This is a genomic window from Muribacter muris (assembly GCF_004569585.1).
In the GTDB taxonomy this organism is placed as follows: Bacteria; Pseudomonadota; Gammaproteobacteria; order Enterobacterales; family Pasteurellaceae; genus Muribacter; species Muribacter muris.
On the sequence record NZ_SPPA01000015.1, the window covers coordinates 30,157 to 47,069 of the forward strand.

The window sequence follows — 16,913 nt, forward strand, 5'->3', positions numbered from 1 at the left end:
AATTTCAAACGGATAATGGGACAATAGACAATATTGATTTACCCTTAACAATTGACTGCCAATGTTTGTTGTTACCAAAATTATCACGGCGATCATTTTGCCACCGTTTAACGTATTGATTTTATGGCTGATGTCGCTCTGGTTCTTTCGGCTGAACTGGAAAAAGTTAGCATACGTTTCCTCTTTCTTGGGGATCGCCATTTTATATATTTTCAGCTTGCCTTACACCTCACAAAAATTACACGATTCGTTAGTCACGGAAGATAACCTTACCCTTGACGATTACCGTTCTGCCCAAGCTATCGTGTTGCTTGGGGGAGGCTTGCGGGACAGTAAAGAGCTATTCGGAAAACTCGCCATCAGTGAAATTGCGTTTGAACGGGTACGTTATGCGGCTTACCTCCAAAAGCATACCCAATTACCGCTGTTAATTACCGGCAGTAGCCCGAACGGTACATCGGAAGCTGCGGTAATGGCAAACGAGCTGAAAATGTTCTTTCAGATTCCAACCGAGTGGATCGAAGGAAAAGCAAAGACAACCAAAGAAAATGCGCAGTTTAGCCGTGCTATTTTAGAAAAAGCACAGGTTCGCAAGATTATTTTGGTTACAAATCAATGGCATATGCAACGTGCCAAGCTGCTTTTTGAGCGAGAAGGGTTTGAGGTCTTGCCCGCCAGCGTAGGCGGCGGCATTACGCCTTCAACCTACGGGCTAACAATAATGCATTTTTTGCCGGCATCCGGTGCACTGCACAGTAATGTACACGCGCTTAAAGAATGGATTGGTTATTGGAAAGAAAAATAAAAACGAGGGGATTTCCCCTCGCTTTCTGTCTTTTTATTAAAGCGCAATACCAAATTTTGCTTTGACAAGCGGGGCAAAATCGGAATAGCCGCCAACGTGTTCATTATCTAGAAAGATTTGCGGCACAGTCGCAACCGGCTTACCAACACGAGGTTCTAAATCTTCTTTTGAGATCCCCTCAGCGATCATATCCACAAATTTAAAATCAAAATCAGTCAATTCCGCTTTCATTTTTTCTGCCAATGCTTTGGCATTACGGCAGTAAGGGCAAGTTAAGCGACCATAAATTTCAACAAACATACAATATCCTCTAAAAAGTAATAAGAACACAAAATTTTAACAAAGTTTCGCCACTGAAGATAGTGTAAGAGGTTAGAATCGCCGTTTTGCTTTACGGCAGAACTTTGCTAAACTGCGATTATTCAAACGAAAGAAATAGAGAGAAAGGCATTTGAAAGGGCTAATTATTCGTCTTGTGCTAGGCTTGGTTCTGATGCTTTGGGCTTGGGATATGGTATTTCCTTGGCAAAAAGCAATGCAGTCGGAAGAGAACAGCTTCGCCCATATTCAACAGAAAAAAATCGTTAAAGTGGGAATGATCAACCACCCGATGTCCTACTTTTTCGGAGCGGAAGGCACTGCCGGTATTGAATATGATTTAGCTCGCCAATTTGCCGACTATATTGGGGTAAATTTAGAAGTAAAGCCTTTCGATAGCAGCGAGCAACTGTTTGATGCGCTAAAACAGAATAAAATCGACATTGCTGCCGCCGGTCTATTGTTGCAAGCCGAACAAGCGGAGCAGTTTCAAATTGGTGCGAGTTATTATTCGGCATCTTGGCAAGTGGTGTATAAGAAAGGCGAAACCCGCCCGTACAGCATTGATGAGCTTCGTTCGGAGCTGATTGTGCCGGCCGGCTCTGCCGTTTTACCGGTGCTACAAAAACTACAAGCCCGTTTTCCTAAACTCAAATGGCGTACCACGGATAAATTCACCCAAGAAGAATTGTTGATCCAAGTGGCAGACGGGACGATTCCTTATACGGTCGCCGTCTCTATTGATGTGTCCGCCTTGCAGCATATCAAACCGACTATTGCGGTCGGCTTTGATCTGACGGACGAACAGCCGGTGGTATGGTACTTACCGAATAAGCCGTACAGTGAATTGCAAGCCTCGGTTCTGGAATTTATGCACCACGCTAACGAAACAGGGCTGATTGCCCGTATCGAAGAAAAATATTTCAACTATCTCGCCCGTTTCGACTATGTGGACAGCCAAAGCTACCTGAAAGCGATTGATAATCTACTGCCGAAATATCAACATTTATTTGAGAAATACCGTGGCGAATTAGACTGGCAAATGCTGGCGGCGATTGCCTATCAAGAATCCCATTGGGATCCGTCAGCCACCTCTCCAACGGGGGTTCGGGGCATTATGATGCTCACACGAGATACGGCGGAGCGAATGAACGTTACCGACAGACTCAATCCGGAACAGAGCGTGCGGGCAGGGGCGGAATATCTGCATTTATTGATGAGCCAACTGCCGCAAACCATCGACAAAGAAGATCGCATTTGGTACGGTTTGGCTGCTTATAATATGGGAATGGGACATTTGATCGATGTCCGCCGCCTCACCAAGCAACTGGGCGGCAATCCGGATAACTGGCTGGACGTGAAAAAGAATTTACCGCTACTGGCGGAAAAACGCTATTACAGCCAGCTCAAATACGGCTATGCACGGGGATTTGAAGCCTTTCAGTATGTGGAAAATATCCGCCGTTACTACAACAGTATCATCAACCAACAACGCCTCAAAGAGCAGGAATCCCAACGACAAGAAAAACAGCAACAAAAAGATTGGCTTGCCGAAACACTAACCTTAGGCGAAAATAGCCAACAGCCCGTTTCCCCAGCAGAAAAATAGGAGCAACAAATGGTGAGAAGACGAAAACTAAAGCAAAACGTCAAACGCTTAAAGAGTAATAAAGCCCGCAGGCTGTTACATCTCCACCAATTAAAACGCCGTATTGCCGACCGCCGCCGAGTCAGCTTCGTGGTTTTAGAACAAGTGGCTTAATGCCTCATTCCCGAAAATTTGCAAATTTTTACGGCAAACCGACCGCTTGCTTTCTAGCCGACCGAGCGAAAACTCGGTATAATCCCGCACCTTTGCAAATGGCGAGCTAATCACATTGCCAAGAATGCGTTCGGCGGGCACACGCCCGCTGCTAATTTTCATCGTAGGTTCGCCTACTTTCATTTGAGCAACAACATATTTCAATGCAACATTTAGATACCCATAAAATGCGAAATATCGCAATCATTGCCCACGTTGACCACGGCAAAACCACTCTCGTGGATAAATTATTAAAGTTATCCGGCACATTAGATACGTCCCGTGGCGATACGGACGAGCGTGTAATGGACTCCAACGATCTGGAAAAAGAGCGTGGCATTACCATTTTAGCAAAAAATACGGCAATTAACTGGAATGACTACCGTATCAACATTGTGGATACGCCGGGACACGCCGATTTTGGTGGCGAAGTCGAGCGTGTTTTATCAATGGTGGATTCCGTCTTATTAGTGGTGGACGCTTTTGACGGCCCAATGCCGCAAACCCGCTTCGTTACCCAAAAAGCCTTTGCTCACGGGTTAAAACCGATTGTGGTGATCAATAAAGTCGATCGTCCGGGCGCACGTCCCGATTGGGTAGTTGACCAAGTTTTTGATTTATTTGTCAATCTTGGTGCAACGGACGAACAATTAGATTTTCCGATTATCTATGCTTCCGCTCTTAACGGCGTAGCCGGTTTAGATCACGAAGATCTCGCACCGAATATGGATCCGCTGTTTGAAGCGATTATTGAACATGTTTCCCCGCCGGATGTCGAGCTGGATGCCCCGTTCCAAATGCAGATTTCTCAATTGGATTACAGCAAATATCTCGGCGTTATCGGTATCGGGCGGATTAAACGTGGTACGGTAAAACCAAATCAGCCGGTTACGGTTATTGATGCGGAAGGTAAAACCCGTAACGGTCGGGTCGGGCAAGTGCTTGGGCATTTAGGTTTGCAACGCTATGAAGCGACTGAAGCCTATGCCGGAGATATTATTGCGATTACCGGTCTTGGCGAGCTGAATATTTCCGATACACTCTGCGATATTAACAATGTCGAGGCTCTGCCGCCACTTACCGTTGATGAGCCGACTGTTACAATGTTCTTCTGCGTTAATACTTCGCCGTTCTGCGGACAAGAGGGGAAATTTGTGACTTCCCGCCAAATTTTAGAGCGTTTGAAAAAAGAGCTCGTGCATAACGTGGCACTACGGGTGGAAGAAACGGACGATTCCGATATTTTCAGCGTATCCGGACGGGGTGAACTGCACCTATCCGTTTTAATCGAAAATATGCGCCGTGAAGGCTATGAACTTGCCGTTTCTCGTCCGAAAGTCATTTTCAAAGAGATTGACGGGCGTAAACAAGAGCCGTTTGAGCAAGTTACCATTGATATTGAAGAACAGCATCAAGGGGCGGTAATGGAAGCACTCGGTATCCGTAAAGGCGAAGTGCGTGATATGGTGCCGGACGGCAAAGGTCGCACCCGTTTAGAATATATCATTCCGAGCCGCGGCTTAATTGGCTTCCGCAATGAATTTATGACAATGACATCAGGCACAGGCTTGCTCTACTCCAGTTTCAGCCATTACGATGACGTAAAAGCGGGTGAGATCGGGCAGCGTATTAATGGCGTACTGATTTCTAACGGGACGGGTAAAGCATTAGCATACTCACTCTATGCGTTGCAAGATCGAGGTAAGTTGATGATTGAACACGGTGCTGAAATTTATGAAGGGCAGATTATCGGTATCCATAGCCGTTCAAACGATTTAACCGTGAACCCGCTTGAAGGTAAAAAACTGACCAATATGCGTGCATCCGGTAAAGATGATGCTTTAACTCTTACCACACCTGTGAAATTTACCCTTGAGCAAGCGTTGGAATTTATTGATGACGATGAATTAGTGGAAGTTACACCGGCTTCCGTGCGTATCCGCAAAAAACTGCTGACCGAAGTAGAGCGCAAGCGGGCAAGTCGTACAACCTCTAGTACCAGCACTCACTAATTTATAAAAAATAAGGGACACATCGGTGTCCCTTTTCTTTTTACTCATTAAATAATCAAATTCGCAACGGCAATGCCGACAAAGCAAGCAACGGTTACGCCGATTAAACCCGGTACCATAAAGCTGTGGTTAAAGTAGTATTTGCCGATTTTGGTCGTGCCGCTCACATCAAAATTGACTGTCGCAATATCGGAAGGGTAATTCGGAATAAAGAAATAGGCATAAGTCGCCGGCATTAGCCCGATCAGCAACGGCGCAGGCAAACCTAGTCCGATACCGACCGGCAACATCATTATCGCCGTTGCCGCTTGGCTGTTAATCACTACGGAAACGGCAAACAGGGCGAAAGCAAATGTCCAAGGATATTGATTAACCATTTCAGTAATGCCTGCTTCAAATTGTGGCATTGCATATTGGAAGTAAGTATCGCTCATCCACGCAATCCCGAAAATGGCAATCGTCGCCACCATTCCTGATTTAAAAACGACGCCGTTCGGCACATTTTGCGGATTGGTTTTCGTCATCAAGAGGATAATCCCGCCAAAACAGAGCATCATCATTTGGATAATCAATCCCATTGAAATCGGTTTAACCTTTTCACCGGTGCCGACCGTGCGAATATCCTGTAAAACGGCAATCACAATAATTACTGCAAGAGCGGCTAGAAAGAGAAAGAAGGCTTGCTTAGCATTTGGCGGCAGGGTCTCGTTTAATGTGGTACTGGTCGTATTTAAAATACGTTCACGCCAAATCGGATCTTGCAAACGGCGTTGATATTCCGGATCGTCTTGTAGCTCTTTACTGCGGCGTAAACTATACAGCGACAGAGCAACCGTGCCGGCAAAGGTGGCTGATACGGTTACTGCCACAATGTGCAGCAAGGTAATATGCTCAAAGCCCGGCAAAGCGGTGATTTCTTTCAGATAAAAGACAACCGCTGCGGAAATCGGGCTTGAGGTAATCGCTAATTGCGAGGCAACGGAGGCTGCAGCCATTGGGCGTTCCGGGCGGATATTATTTTTCAACGAAATATCGGCGATAATCGGCATTACAGAATAAACCGCGTGCCCAGTGCCGAGCATAAAGGTGAGCAGATAAGTTACCAACGGGCCTAGCAAGGTAATGTATTTCGGGTTTTTACGCAGCACCTTTTCAGCCAGTTGCAACATAAATTTTAACCCACCGGCAGCTTCCAATATTGACGCACAGGTAACAACCGCCAAGATAATCAGCATCACATCAATCGGGGCTTTGCCTAGCGGCATTCGTAAAATAAAGACTTCAACTGCAAGCCCAATGCCCGAAACGACCCCTAAGCCGATACCGCCGTAACGGCTACCGGCATACAGAAACCCCAGCAAAAGTAGAAATTCAAAATAGAGCATAGTGTGTTCCTCAATATAAAAATGAAATGCGGTCATTTTACTCTATCTGCAAGCGGTCAAAATAGAGGGGATTTTTACCTAAATCAAATTCTGTGAAATTTTAGTTTTAAACCGTATTTTTCCTAAAATTCCCCGCTAAAATTTGCTAAAAATGTGATCTAGGTTACAAAACTAAAACGTTTTAGCAAATAGTGCTTTTTAAGCTAAATCGTTTTAGTTAAAATAATTAGGTCTAATTTTCAACAATAAACAAAGGTGGATTTATGAATTTTCCTCAAATCGCCCAACAAGTGATTGATAAACTTGGCGGCAAGGATAACATTTCGGCGGCAGCCCACTGTGCAACCCGTTTGCGTATGGTCGTAAAAGATGAAAACTTGATCGACAAAGAGGGCATTGAAAATATTGAAGGGGTTAAAGGTCAATTTTCCGTTGCCGGTCAATACCAAATTATTTTTGGTTCGGGCACGGTGAATAAAGTGCACGCAGAAATGACCAAACTGCTTGGCATTGGTGATATGACCACCTCCGAAGTAGCGAGTGCCGGATCAAGTAAACAAAATATTGCCCAGCGTTTAGTGAAAGGATTGGCGGATATTTTCGTCCCGATCATTCCGGCGATCGTGGCAGGCGGTTTGTTAATGGGGATTCACTCAATGCTTACGGCAAAAGGCTTCTTTGCCGAGGGCGTGAATGTGGTGGATATGTATCCGGGCATCGCTGATTTGGTTGATTTAATCAACACCTTTGCGAATGCACCTTTCGTTTTCCTACCGGTTCTACTCGGCTTCTCGGCGACCCGTAAATTTGGCGGAAACCCGTTCTTAGGGGCAGCGTTAGGAATGTTATTGGTTCACCCTGCCTTAGCGGACGGCTGGAATTATGCGGTAACCTTGGCAAACGGCAATATCAAATACTGGTCTGTATTTGGCTTAGAGATTGAGCGGGTCGGCTATCAAGGCACGGTTATCCCGACCTTAGTCGCAGCGTGGGTGTTGGCAACCCTAGAAAAAGGGTTCCGCAAAATCGTACCGTCATTCTTAGATAACCTCATCACGCCGCTATTCTCACTGTTTATTGCCGGTTTCTTAGCGTTCACTATTATCGGACCATTGGGACGTGAAGCCGGTTCGTTAATCAGTGCGGGCTTAACTTGGTTATACGACAGCTTAGGCTTTATCGGCGGTGCAATTTTCGGGACATTCTATGCCCCAATCGTGATTACCGGTATGCACCAAACTTTTATTGCCGTTGAAACGCAATTATTGGCGGAAGTGGCTCGCACCGGCGGAACATTTATCTTCCCAATTGCGGCAATGTCAAATATTGCACAAGGTGCTGCCTGCTTAGGTGCGGCATTTGTAATGAAAGATGCGAAAGTGCGTGGTATCGCCGTACCGTCGGGTATCTCGGCACTTTTAGGCATTACAGAGCCGGCAATGTTCGGGGTGAACCTACGTTACCGCTACCCGTTTATTGCGGCAATGATCGCCTCCGGTGTGGCGAGTGCGTTCATCGCTTTCTTCAACGTTAAAGCCATCGCACTCGGTGCGGCAGGCTTACCGGGTATCCCGTCTATCAAACCGGATAGCCTCGGAATGTATATTGTCGGTATGATTATTTCGGCTTCGGTCGCTTTTATTATCAGTGTGATTTTAGGGAAACGAGCGCAAGCAAAAGCCTAATTTAATTTCTTGAAATGAAAAAAGCCACCTGCAAAAAGGTGGCTTTTTTATTGCAAGCACTTGGTTGGCAGTTTATTTTTGCAAAAATATGGCTGATACTTACATTACAAAGATAATGCAATAAATCTACAAATGAATTTGTGTACAAATGCAGGAATACCACGCTAGTATCTGTAAAAATCATACTATTAGATTTTGCTAAAAGGAAGCGAACATTACGCCTTTACCTATAAGCGATCAGTTATTTTGCATAACGGCGATATAATGTTGCGGTATTATGTAGCAAATACATAAAAATAGAGATTTTAACAGAATGTAGGGACACACTGCGTGTGTCCTTTATAAAAATCAAATTATTTCAATAGGTTAAAATCCGGACACACGCAGTGTGTCCCGACAAGCGAACAAAAAACAACTTTGTGCAACTGCTACATAATATTGTAATGTTGCAAAAAAGCGGTCTGAACTGACCGCTTGTTGAATGGATAGGGCGAGTTACTCACCCTTTATGTTGGGTTAATGGCTGTATTTGGTTTCGTCAAATTCCGGGAGCGGTTTGTGTTGGCTGCCAAGGAAGGTGTAGATAACCGGTAATACAAATAGGGTAAAGAGCGTGCCAATGCCCAAGCCTGCCACAATCACCATTCCGATGCTAAAACGGGCGATTGCCCCTGCGCCTGAAGCGAACAGTAATGGGATAAGCCCTGCGATCATTGCTGCCGTCGTCATCATAATCGGGCGTAGGCGAATGGTTGCTGCGTGTACAATCGCTTCAAAGCGGGATTTACCGTGATTGAGCTGTTCCTCTTTCGCCACTTCACACATTAAAATACCGTGTTTGGTGATTAAGCCGACCAGGGTAACTAATCCGACTTGTGAGTAGATATTTAAGGTCGAGCCAGCGATTTTGGCGATGCCGAGAATGTTCATTACTAATAATGCACCGCTTACCGCAAGTGGTACGGAGACTAAAATCACCATTGGATCACGCCAAGATTCAAACTGAATTGCTAACACTAGGTAAATAATGACAACTGCCAGTGCGAAGGTCATCGCCATTGCGTTACCTTCCTGCACATATTGGCGGGCTTCGGCACGGAAATCGTATTGATAGCCTTTCGGTAGGGTGCGATCAAGCTCGGCTTTTGCCCAGTTTACCGCATCGCCGATTGAGCCTGCCACAACTCCGGCAATCGTTGCCGAGTTGAGCTGGTTCATTCTCGGTAAGCTGGACGGCTGGGTAGTCAGTTCCACCGTTGTGAATGAACCGAGCGGAATGGACGCACCACTGGCGGTGGTAACATAATATTTCATCAAATCTTCCGGATTTAGCCGGTCGTTACGCACCGCTTGCGAGACAATCGGATAAGCTCGGGAGTCAATATCCACACGGGTAATAATCGCACCAGATAGGAATGCACCTAATGTGCTGCTGACCTGCTGCATTGTGATGCCGTAGCTACCCATTTTTTCACGATCAAATTTCATACTCATTGTTGCCGTATCGAACTTGAGGTCGAGGCTTGAGAAGAAAAATTGACCGGAGGCTTGCGCTTTTTTGAGGAAGTCGCTGGCGACATCGGCTAATTTTTCGTAGCTGTCCGAGCTGGTTAGCACCAGTGAGAACGGTAAGCCGTTTTCACCGGTTGAAATTTCAGGGAACGCAATGGCGTTAATATCCATTCCGACCACGCTTTTACCGGCTGCGGCAACGTCGTTGGAAATAGCGGCACGTTCACGGCTGCGTTCGTTCCAGTCTTTTAAGGAAATAATGGATAACGCACTGTTTCCGCCGTTGAAGCCTGCGATTGTCATCATTGCATCGACTTCAGGGATTTTCTGCACGCTTTCTTCAAATGGTTTGATTGCCGCTTGGGTGTAATCCAAATTCGTATTGGACGGCCCATTGGCGATACCGACCACGAAGCCACGGTCTTCCGTTGGGGCAACTTCGCTGGAGAGCGATTTGAATAAGAACGGTAGGCTGATAAAAATCAGCACAGCAAAGCCGAGCATTACCCAACGCACAGACATCACCGCTGCCAGCATATTGGTGTAGCAGCTTGTCATTTTGTCTAACATTGCGTTGATACATTTAGCGAAACGCCCTTCTTCATCGCCATTGTGGGCTTTTAAAACACGGCTGGACATCATCGGCGAGAGCGTTAAAGCCGCAATCCCCGAAATAAAGACCGCACCGGCTAAGGTTAAGGCAAATTCTTTGAACAGTGAGCCGGTTACGCCCTCCATCAACGCCATTGGCGAGTAAACTGCCCCAAGGGTGATTGTCATCGAAATAACCGGCACGGCGATTTCCCGTGTGCCGATAATAGCGGCATCGAACGGGCTTTTGCCCTCTTTAACGTGGCGTTCGACATTCTCTAGCACCACAATGGCATCGTCCACAACCAAACCGATCGCTAAAATCAGGGCTAATAACGTTAATAGGTTAATCGAAAAGCCCATCATTTGTAGAATAAAGAGGACGCCGATTAAGGAAATCGGAATTGTAATAACCGGTACGATCATCGCCCGTAGTGAGCCTAAGAACAGGATAATCACCACTAACACGATTAACGTCGCTTCGCCGATAGTTTTGACTACTTCGTTGATTGAGCTGTTAATGGCAATGGTTTTATCGTACATAATCTGCCCGTCAATAGATTCGGGCAGGTTTTTGACGACCTGTGCAAACATCGGGTAAATGTCTTTGGCAACCGTCAGTGAGTTGGCGGTGGAAGCGGCAGAGACGGCTAATACCACCGCTTCTTTGCCGTCTGCGGTCGCACGGGCGGCATCGCTGGATTTATCCAGTTCTACTGTTGCAACGTCTTTGAGCTTGATTTGATTGCCCTCTGCCGTTGTAGCAAGCGTTACATTTTCCAGTTCGGAGACAGACGGCGTGGTCGATTGGACTTTGTTACGGTAAACCGTATAGTAGCCGTTGGCATTGCCCGCCGCCGTTTGTAAGTTATTGGCACTCAATGCTGCTAACACACTGGCGCCGGACAGGTTATTCGCCGCCATTTTGTCGGGGTCAAGCCAAATGCGTAAGCCGAAGGTTGCGCCGCCGAAAATATCCACGCTAGATACGCCGTTTACGGTGAAAAATTGCGGCTTCACCACACGGTTAAGATAATCGGTTACCTGTGAGGCGTTCAGCTCATCGGAAACGAAGCGGATATACATTAACGCATCGTTTGAACCGGTCGAAACGCTGATGGTCGGATCGTCAATCCCGCTCGGCAAATTAGAACGTACCGCATTCACTTTTGCCGAAATATCGGCAAGTGCTGTATTCGGATCGGTATTTAATTTCATCTTCGCCGTAACGGTGGTGGTACTCGGCGAGCTGGAAGAGGTCATATAGTCAATATTGTTGGCTTGAGCGACCGCTTCTTCCAGTTGGGAGGTAACGAGGGCTTGCATCAGGCTGGCGTCCGCACCGGAATAATTGACGCTGACCGTTACAATGGATACGGTCATTTCCGGATACTCACGCACCTGCAATTTGTTGATCGATTGTAAGCCTAAAATGGTAATCAATAGGCTGATACAAATCGCCAACACCGGTCGTTTAATAAAAATATCGGTAAATTTCACGGCTTACCTCATTATAATTTATTCACGTTTGCCGGAGCGGTAACGCCGACTGCCTCTTGATCGGAGAGGCTGACTAACGCATTATTGGTTAAACGCTGCAAACCGCCGGTAACGATTAAATCGCCGACTTTCACCCCTTTGCCTAATTGCGCATAGATACCGCTGCGATCGAGGGTTTTTACTTCTACTTGCTTGGCTCGGAACATTTTATTCACATCAAGGCTTGGGTCTTGTTCCGCCATTTTGGTTACCATTGCTTTGTCTTCATCGGATAGCGGTTGTAAAACGTACACCGTTTCGCCGTACATTGTGTAGGTAACCGCAATTTGCGGCACAATAATTTGATTTTTCTCGGTCGTTAATGCCACATTTAAACGGGCGAACATACCGGAGAGCAGCTTTTGTTGCCCTTCTTCGACAGTTGCTTCTAGATTGATTAAGCCGGTAGCACGATCCACCGCCGGTTCAATCGCACTGATTTTTGCCGGAAAGGTTTGCCCTGCCAGTGCATCGACTTGCGCCGTTACTTTTTGGCCGACAAAAATATGCTCTAAATCCGTTTGCGGCAAGGTAAAGCGGATTTTCATTATGCTTTGATCTTCCACCCGCACAATGTCCGTGCCGACATTGATATATTGCCCGACATTTACATTGACGATCCCCGCCACACCACTAAAGGGCGCATAGATTTGACGGCGTTTAATCGACTCTTTTAAAGACTCAATATTGGCGACTAACTGATCGTAGGCGGCTTGTGCATTATCCAACTCCATTTGCGAAGCACTTTTGCTGGCAATCAAATTACGATAGCGTTGCAAAGTGGCACGCACCGAAGGTAATTGGGCTTCGGTGGCCCGCAAGCTGGCGCGTTCGACCGAGCTGTCTAATTCCACTAATAGCTGCCCTTTTTCGACACGCTCACCCGATTTCACCAGCACACGGCTGACTGTGCCGCCGATTTGCGAGCTAAGCATTGCCCCTTGATTTGGGCGGATAGAACCCACGGCGGAGAGCATTGGTGTCCATTCCTGCGGTTGTACCTTCATCGCCGTTACTTGACTGACGGACTCCGGCATATTTTGGGCAAATTCTGCCTTTTTCTTTGCAATAAATTGTTGCATAAAAACCACCCCGCCAAATACGACAAGGACGATAATTAACATAAGCACAATGAAAATCTTCCGCCCGACACCGGGTTTTTGGCTTTTCGTTGTCATATTTTCTCCCTAAAATTAGTTTAAAATGTCATTGCTTTCCAAGTACGGTGCATCACGTCTTCCAACGTTTTGGCAGAAAACTGCGCCAATCCGACCGCTTGTAAGTGAGCGAGATCCAAAGCGACCCCTAGACTAAGTGAAAACAGCACTTCGCTCGGTAATTGGGCGATCACGCCCGCATCTTGCCCACGTTTAACGAATAAGTTCCACGTTTCCTGAGGATCGTTAAAACATTCGCCGATAATTTGTTGCAAACCGGATAACGCACGATATTGGTACAAATTGACCGCCACCGTGGGATTATCCTGCAAAAATGCCCACTTACACTGCCAAAGTTGAGCGTACTGCTCTTGTAGCGGTAGCGTCAAATCCAAGCAGGTATAAGCGGTTGAACAAAAACGCTCGTATAGATCGTAGGCAAGCCGGTTGAGCAGATCATCTTTATTTTTGAAATAAAGATAGAGCGTGCCGGAGGCTAAGCCCGCCTCTTTAGCAATTTTGTGCATCGATAAATTTTGCAAGCCGTCTCTTGCCATTAGCAATTCGGTACTGGAAAGAATGTGGCGTGCCACTTCATTTAAAACAGGTTGTTTTTGCATAAATCCCCCTAAATGAACGGTCGTTCATTTTACTGATTTTCCGATTATTTACCAAAGTGCTAAGCGTAAAATTTTTGTAAATTACCCGCCCTCTTTTTGCAGATTTTTGCGTCAAACCGCCCGCTTGCCCGCATTGAATTTACGCAAACGTTTGCGGTATAATTTGCAATGTTTATTTCAATCTATCTTACTAAGGAAACAGAATGACCGACCGTCCAATTCAACAGGCGTTACTCAGTGTGTCCGATAAAACGGGCATTGTCGAATTTGCACAAGGCTTAGCAAAGCGAGGCGTAAAATTACTCTCCACCGGCGGTACTGCGAAATTATTGGCAGACAGCGGGTTAGCCGTAACGGAAGTGTCCGATTACACCGGTTTTCCTGAAATGATGGACGGGCGGGTGAAAACACTACACCCGAAAGTACACGGCGGGATTTTAGGTCGCCGTGGCACAGACGATGCGATTATGCAGCAACACGGCATTGAGCGTATTGATATGGTGGTGGTTAATCTCTATCCTTTTGCACAAACTGTGGCGAAACCGAATTGTACCCTTGAAGATGCGGTAGAAAACATTGATATTGGCGGGCCGACAATGGTGCGTTCGGCAGCGAAAAATCATAAAGATGTGGCGATTGTCGTCAATAACGGCGATTTTGATGCGATTTTGCGTGAAATGGATCAGCATCAAAATTCACTGACATTGGCAACCCGTTTTAATTTAGCGATCAAAGCCTTTGAACATACGGCGCAGTACGATTCAATGATCGCCAACTATTTCGGGCAAAAAGTGCCGCCGTATCAAGGGGCGGAGGAAGAGGATCTTTCCCAACCGTGCGGGCAATTCCCTCGCACCCTCAATTTGAATTTCACCCGTAAACAGACAATGCGTTACGGCGAAAACAGCCACCAAAATGCCGCGTTCTATGTGGAAAATGATCTGAATGAAGCCTCGGTTGCGACTGCAGTGCAATTACAGGGTAAAGCCTTGTCTTACAACAACATTGCAGATACCGATGCGGCATTAGAATGTGTGAAAGAATTTGACGAGCCGGCGTGTGTGATTGTAAAACACGCAAATCCGTGCGGTGTGGCACTTGGTAAGGATATTTTAGAGGCGTATGATCGTGCCTACCAAACTGACCCAACCTCGGCATTCGGCGGTATTATTGCGTTTAACCGGGAACTAGACGGCACAACCGCCCAAACCATCGCCGATCGTCAATTTGTGGAAGTGATTATTGCCCCAACCGTGTCCGATGACGCAAAAACGGTGCTTGCGAAGAAGAAAAATGTGCGGGTACTGGAATGCGGTGAATTTAGCCCGGCGCAGCCACGCCTTGATTTTAAACGGGTAAACGGCGGTTTATTGGTGCAAGATGCCGATCAAGGCAGTGTGGATATTGACGGTTTGCAATGTGTTTCAGAACGTAAACCGAGCCAAGCGGAAATGGAGGATTTACTGTTCTGCTGGAAAGTGGCGAAATATGTGAAATCCAATGCGATTGTGTATGCGAAAAATAAACAGACCATCGGCATTGGCGCAGGGCAGATGAGCCGTGTCTATTCGGCGAAAATTGCGGGCATCAAAGCGGAAGATGAAGGATTACAAGTTGCCGGTTGCGTAATGGCGTCCGATGCGTTCTTCCCATTCCGAGACGGTATTGATGCGGCGGCAAAAGTGGGGATTACTTGCGTGATTCATCCGGGCGGTTCAATGCGTGATCAAGAAGTGATTGATGCGGCGAACGAACACGGTATGGCAATGGTGCTGACCGGAATGCGTCATTTCCGCCACTAAACGTATTTAAAATAAAGCCACACCACCTTTGTGGGTGGCTTTGTTATTTGCAAAAAAGAGTCGGGAAACGACCGCGTGCAAAACAGAATTTTTTATCAAAATCTTAGGAGGAACTTGTGTTCAAACAACTGCAACAAGTCGGTAAAGCATTTATGCTGCCGATTGCTATCTTACCTGCCGCCGGCTTATTATTGGGCATTGGCGGTGCATTATCCAACCAAGCGACCGTGCAAGCCTATCCGCTGCTCAATCACCCGACCATACAAGGCATTTTTCAAATTATGTCGGCGGCGGGCAGTGTCGTATTTGCGAATTTAGCACTGCTATTGTGTATCGGCTTGGGCATCGGGCTGGCAAAGCGGGATAAAGGCGTAGCAGCGTTGGCGGCGGTAGTCGGCTACTTAATTATGACCGGTACGATTGCCGCACTCATTCCGATTTTTTCACCTCAAACCAAAGGTATTGACACGGGCGTGATCGGTGCGCTGGTGATGGGGCTGATCACGGTGAAATTACACAACCGCTATCATAATATCCAACTGCCACAAATTTTAGGTTTCTTTGGCGGTTCACGCTTTGTGCCGATTGTTACCGCATTTGCGGCGATTTTGGTTGGCGGCATTTTCTTCTTAATTTGGCCGACCTTCCAACAGTGGCTGCTTTCTGCGGGGCAGGCGATTGCCTCAATGGGCGAAATCGGGACATTCTTTTACGGCTTTTTAATGCGGTTAAGCGGTGCAGTCGGCTTACATCATATGATCTACCCGCTGTTCTGGTTTACGGAATTAGGCGGTACGGAAGTGGTGAACGGTGAAACGGTTATCGGCGCACAAAAAATCTTTTTTGCCCAACTGGCTGACCCGCAGCATCAAGGTCTGTTTACCGAGGGGACACGCTTTTTTGCCGGACGTTTTGACACAATGATGTTCGGCTTACCGGCAGCCTGTTTGGCGATGTATCACTGTGCGTTGAAATCACAACGGGCGAAGGTCGGCGGCTTATTTTTAGGGGCAGCATTGACCTCGTTTATCACCGGTATTACCGAGCCGATCGAATTTATGTTCCTGTTTGTCGCCCCGTGGCTTTATGTGTTCCACGCGGTGTTAGACGGTGTATCGTTCTACCTTGCCGATCTGTTTAACATCACTATCGGCAATACGTTTTCGGGCGGTTTTATTGATTTCTTACTGTTCGGTATTTTGCAAGGCAATGATAACACCAACTGGGTGCGGGTCATTATTATCGGCTTGCCGTGGGCATTGCTCTACTATTTCAGCTTCCGTTTCCTAATCCAAAAATTCAATGTGATGACACCGGGCAGAGCGGCGGAGCAGGAAGACGCACAAACGCAAGCGGTAACATCTTTGACCGAAAATGCAAAAGCGATCATTGTGGCATTAGGCAATGCGGAGAACATTGAAAATGTTGATGCCTGTATCACCCGCTTGCGGGTGGCGGTGAAATCGGTCAAACCGGTGGATAAAGCCGCTTTGAAAGCGTTAGGCGCGATTGATGTCTTAGAAGTCGGCGGCGGTATTCAGGCGATTTTTGGGGCAAAAGCGGTCTTGTACAAAAGCGAAATTAACCAAATTTTAGGACGGGAAGATTAAGCGAGAGCCTAACGCTTTCTCTTCTTGACATTCCAATAAAGTGGCGTATAAATACCCATCAATCGAATATTTATAC

The 16,913-nt window shown here is 46.6% G+C and carries 13 protein-coding genes; 7 read left to right on the top strand and 6 right to left on the bottom strand.

Annotated features, from left to right (window positions below):
* The first annotated feature begins 61 nt into the window (after positions 1 to 61).
* Complete coding sequence (locus tag E4T80_RS07525) at positions 62 to 805, top strand: YdcF family protein (protein WP_135056833.1); 744 nt, start codon at positions 62 to 64, stop codon at positions 803 to 805.
* Positions 806 to 841: 36 nt separating this feature from the next.
* On the opposite strand, the gene E4T80_RS07530 is transcribed toward E4T80_RS07525, so the two are convergent.
* Complete coding sequence (locus tag E4T80_RS07530) at positions 842 to 1,105, bottom strand: GrxA family glutaredoxin (RefSeq protein ID WP_047977561.1); 264 nt, start codon at positions 1,103 to 1,105, stop codon at positions 842 to 844.
* Positions 1,106 to 1,256: 151 nt separating this feature from the next.
* On the opposite strand from E4T80_RS07530, the gene mltF reads away from it, so the two are divergent.
* Together mltF and E4T80_RS12790 are read left to right on the top strand one after the other, a co-directional pair.
* The gene (gene mltF, locus E4T80_RS07535) at positions 1,257 to 2,732 is read left to right on the top strand and encodes a membrane-bound lytic murein transglycosylase MltF (RefSeq protein WP_135056836.1); all 1,476 of its coding nucleotides are present in this window, start codon (positions 1,257 to 1,259) and stop codon (positions 2,730 to 2,732) included.
* A gap of 9 nt (positions 2,733 to 2,741) precedes the next feature.
* A complete protein-coding gene (locus E4T80_RS12790; protein WP_167740704.1) occupies positions 2,742 to 2,885 on the top strand; it encodes a hypothetical protein in 144 nt (47 codons plus the stop codon).
* Here E4T80_RS12790 and E4T80_RS07540 read toward each other — a convergent pair.
* On the bottom strand, positions 2,868 to 3,047 hold the full coding sequence (locus E4T80_RS07540; protein WP_047977559.1) for a hypothetical protein: 180 nt from the start codon (positions 3,045 to 3,047) through the stop codon (positions 2,868 to 2,870). The two genes, E4T80_RS12790 and E4T80_RS07540, sit on opposite strands and share 18 nt — an antisense overlap.
* A 41-nt stretch (positions 3,048 to 3,088) precedes the next feature.
* Here E4T80_RS07540 and typA point away from each other — a divergent pair, with 41 nt between their 5' ends.
* The gene (typA, locus tag E4T80_RS07545; protein ID WP_047977558.1) at positions 3,089 to 4,936 is read left to right on the top strand and encodes a translational GTPase TypA; all 1,848 of its coding nucleotides are present in this window, start codon (positions 3,089 to 3,091) and stop codon (positions 4,934 to 4,936) included.
* Positions 4,937 to 4,983: 47 nt separating this feature from the next.
* Here the strand turns inward: typA and E4T80_RS07550 are convergent, their stop codons facing one another.
* Positions 4,984 to 6,321 carry an anaerobic C4-dicarboxylate transporter gene (locus E4T80_RS07550; RefSeq protein WP_135056839.1) on the bottom strand — a complete coding sequence of 446 codons (1,338 nt, stop codon included), beginning with the start codon at positions 6,319 to 6,321 and terminating at the stop codon, positions 4,984 to 4,986.
* Positions 6,322 to 6,584: 263 nt separating this feature from the next.
* Between E4T80_RS07550 and E4T80_RS07555 the strand changes: the two genes are divergently transcribed.
* A complete protein-coding gene (locus tag E4T80_RS07555) occupies positions 6,585 to 8,006 on the top strand; it encodes a sucrose-specific PTS transporter subunit IIBC (protein WP_047977556.1) in 1,422 nt (473 codons plus the stop codon).
* Between the two features lie 516 nt (positions 8,007 to 8,522).
* Here E4T80_RS07555 and E4T80_RS07560 read toward each other — a convergent pair.
* The 3 genes from E4T80_RS07560 to E4T80_RS07570 are packed head-to-tail and all read right to left on the bottom strand — an operon-like array spanning position 8,523 to position 13,425.
* Complete coding sequence (locus E4T80_RS07560) at positions 8,523 to 11,609, bottom strand: efflux RND transporter permease subunit (protein ID WP_135056842.1); 3,087 nt, start codon at positions 11,607 to 11,609, stop codon at positions 8,523 to 8,525.
* A gap of 11 nt (positions 11,610 to 11,620) precedes the next feature.
* Complete coding sequence (locus tag E4T80_RS07565; RefSeq protein ID WP_135056845.1) at positions 11,621 to 12,826, bottom strand: efflux RND transporter periplasmic adaptor subunit; 1,206 nt, start codon at positions 12,824 to 12,826, stop codon at positions 11,621 to 11,623.
* A 20-nt stretch (positions 12,827 to 12,846) separates the two neighbouring features.
* Positions 12,847 to 13,425: a TetR/AcrR family transcriptional regulator gene (locus E4T80_RS07570; RefSeq protein WP_135056848.1), complete on the bottom strand. Its 579-nt coding sequence runs from the start codon at positions 13,423 to 13,425 to the stop codon at positions 12,847 to 12,849.
* A 203-nt stretch (positions 13,426 to 13,628) separates the two neighbouring features.
* Here E4T80_RS07570 and purH point away from each other — a divergent pair, with 203 nt between their 5' ends.
* Positions 13,629 to 15,227 carry a bifunctional phosphoribosylaminoimidazolecarboxamide formyltransferase/IMP cyclohydrolase gene (gene purH / locus E4T80_RS07575; protein WP_135056851.1) on the top strand — a complete coding sequence of 533 codons (1,599 nt, stop codon included), beginning with the start codon at positions 13,629 to 13,631 and terminating at the stop codon, positions 15,225 to 15,227.
* Between the two features lie 116 nt (positions 15,228 to 15,343).
* Positions 15,344 to 16,837 carry a PTS transporter subunit EIIC gene (locus E4T80_RS07585; RefSeq protein ID WP_135056854.1) on the top strand — a complete coding sequence of 498 codons (1,494 nt, stop codon included), beginning with the start codon at positions 15,344 to 15,346 and terminating at the stop codon, positions 16,835 to 16,837.
* Positions 16,838 to 16,913: the final 76 nt, after the last annotated feature.

Bases quoted from the DNA above. Each gene is read 5' to 3' on its own strand.
- E4T80_RS07525 (WP_135056833.1), top strand. From the start codon at position 62: ATGTTTGTTGTTACCAAAATTATCACGGCGATCATTTTGCCACCGTTT.
- E4T80_RS07530 (WP_047977561.1), bottom strand. From the start codon at position 1,105: ATGTTTGTTGAAATTTATGGTCGCTTAACTTGCCCTTACTGCCGTAAT.
- E4T80_RS07570 (WP_135056848.1), bottom strand. From the start codon at position 13,425: ATGCAAAAACAACCTGTTTTAAATGAAGTGGCACGCCACATTCTTTCC.
- typA (WP_047977558.1), top strand. From the start codon at position 3,089: ATGCAACATTTAGATACCCATAAAATGCGAAATATCGCAATCATTGCC.
- E4T80_RS07550 (WP_135056839.1), bottom strand. From the start codon at position 6,321: ATGCTCTATTTTGAATTTCTACTTTTGCTGGGGTTTCTGTATGCCGGT.
- E4T80_RS07565 (WP_135056845.1), bottom strand. From the start codon at position 12,826: ATGACAACGAAAAGCCAAAAACCCGGTGTCGGGCGGAAGATTTTCATT.
- E4T80_RS07555 (WP_047977556.1), top strand. From the start codon at position 6,585: ATGAATTTTCCTCAAATCGCCCAACAAGTGATTGATAAACTTGGCGGC.
- E4T80_RS07540 (WP_047977559.1), bottom strand. From the start codon at position 3,047: ATGAAAATTAGCAGCGGGCGTGTGCCCGCCGAACGCATTCTTGGCAAT.
- purH (WP_135056851.1), top strand. From the start codon at position 13,629: ATGACCGACCGTCCAATTCAACAGGCGTTACTCAGTGTGTCCGATAAA.
- E4T80_RS12790 (WP_167740704.1), top strand. From the start codon at position 2,742: ATGGTGAGAAGACGAAAACTAAAGCAAAACGTCAAACGCTTAAAGAGT.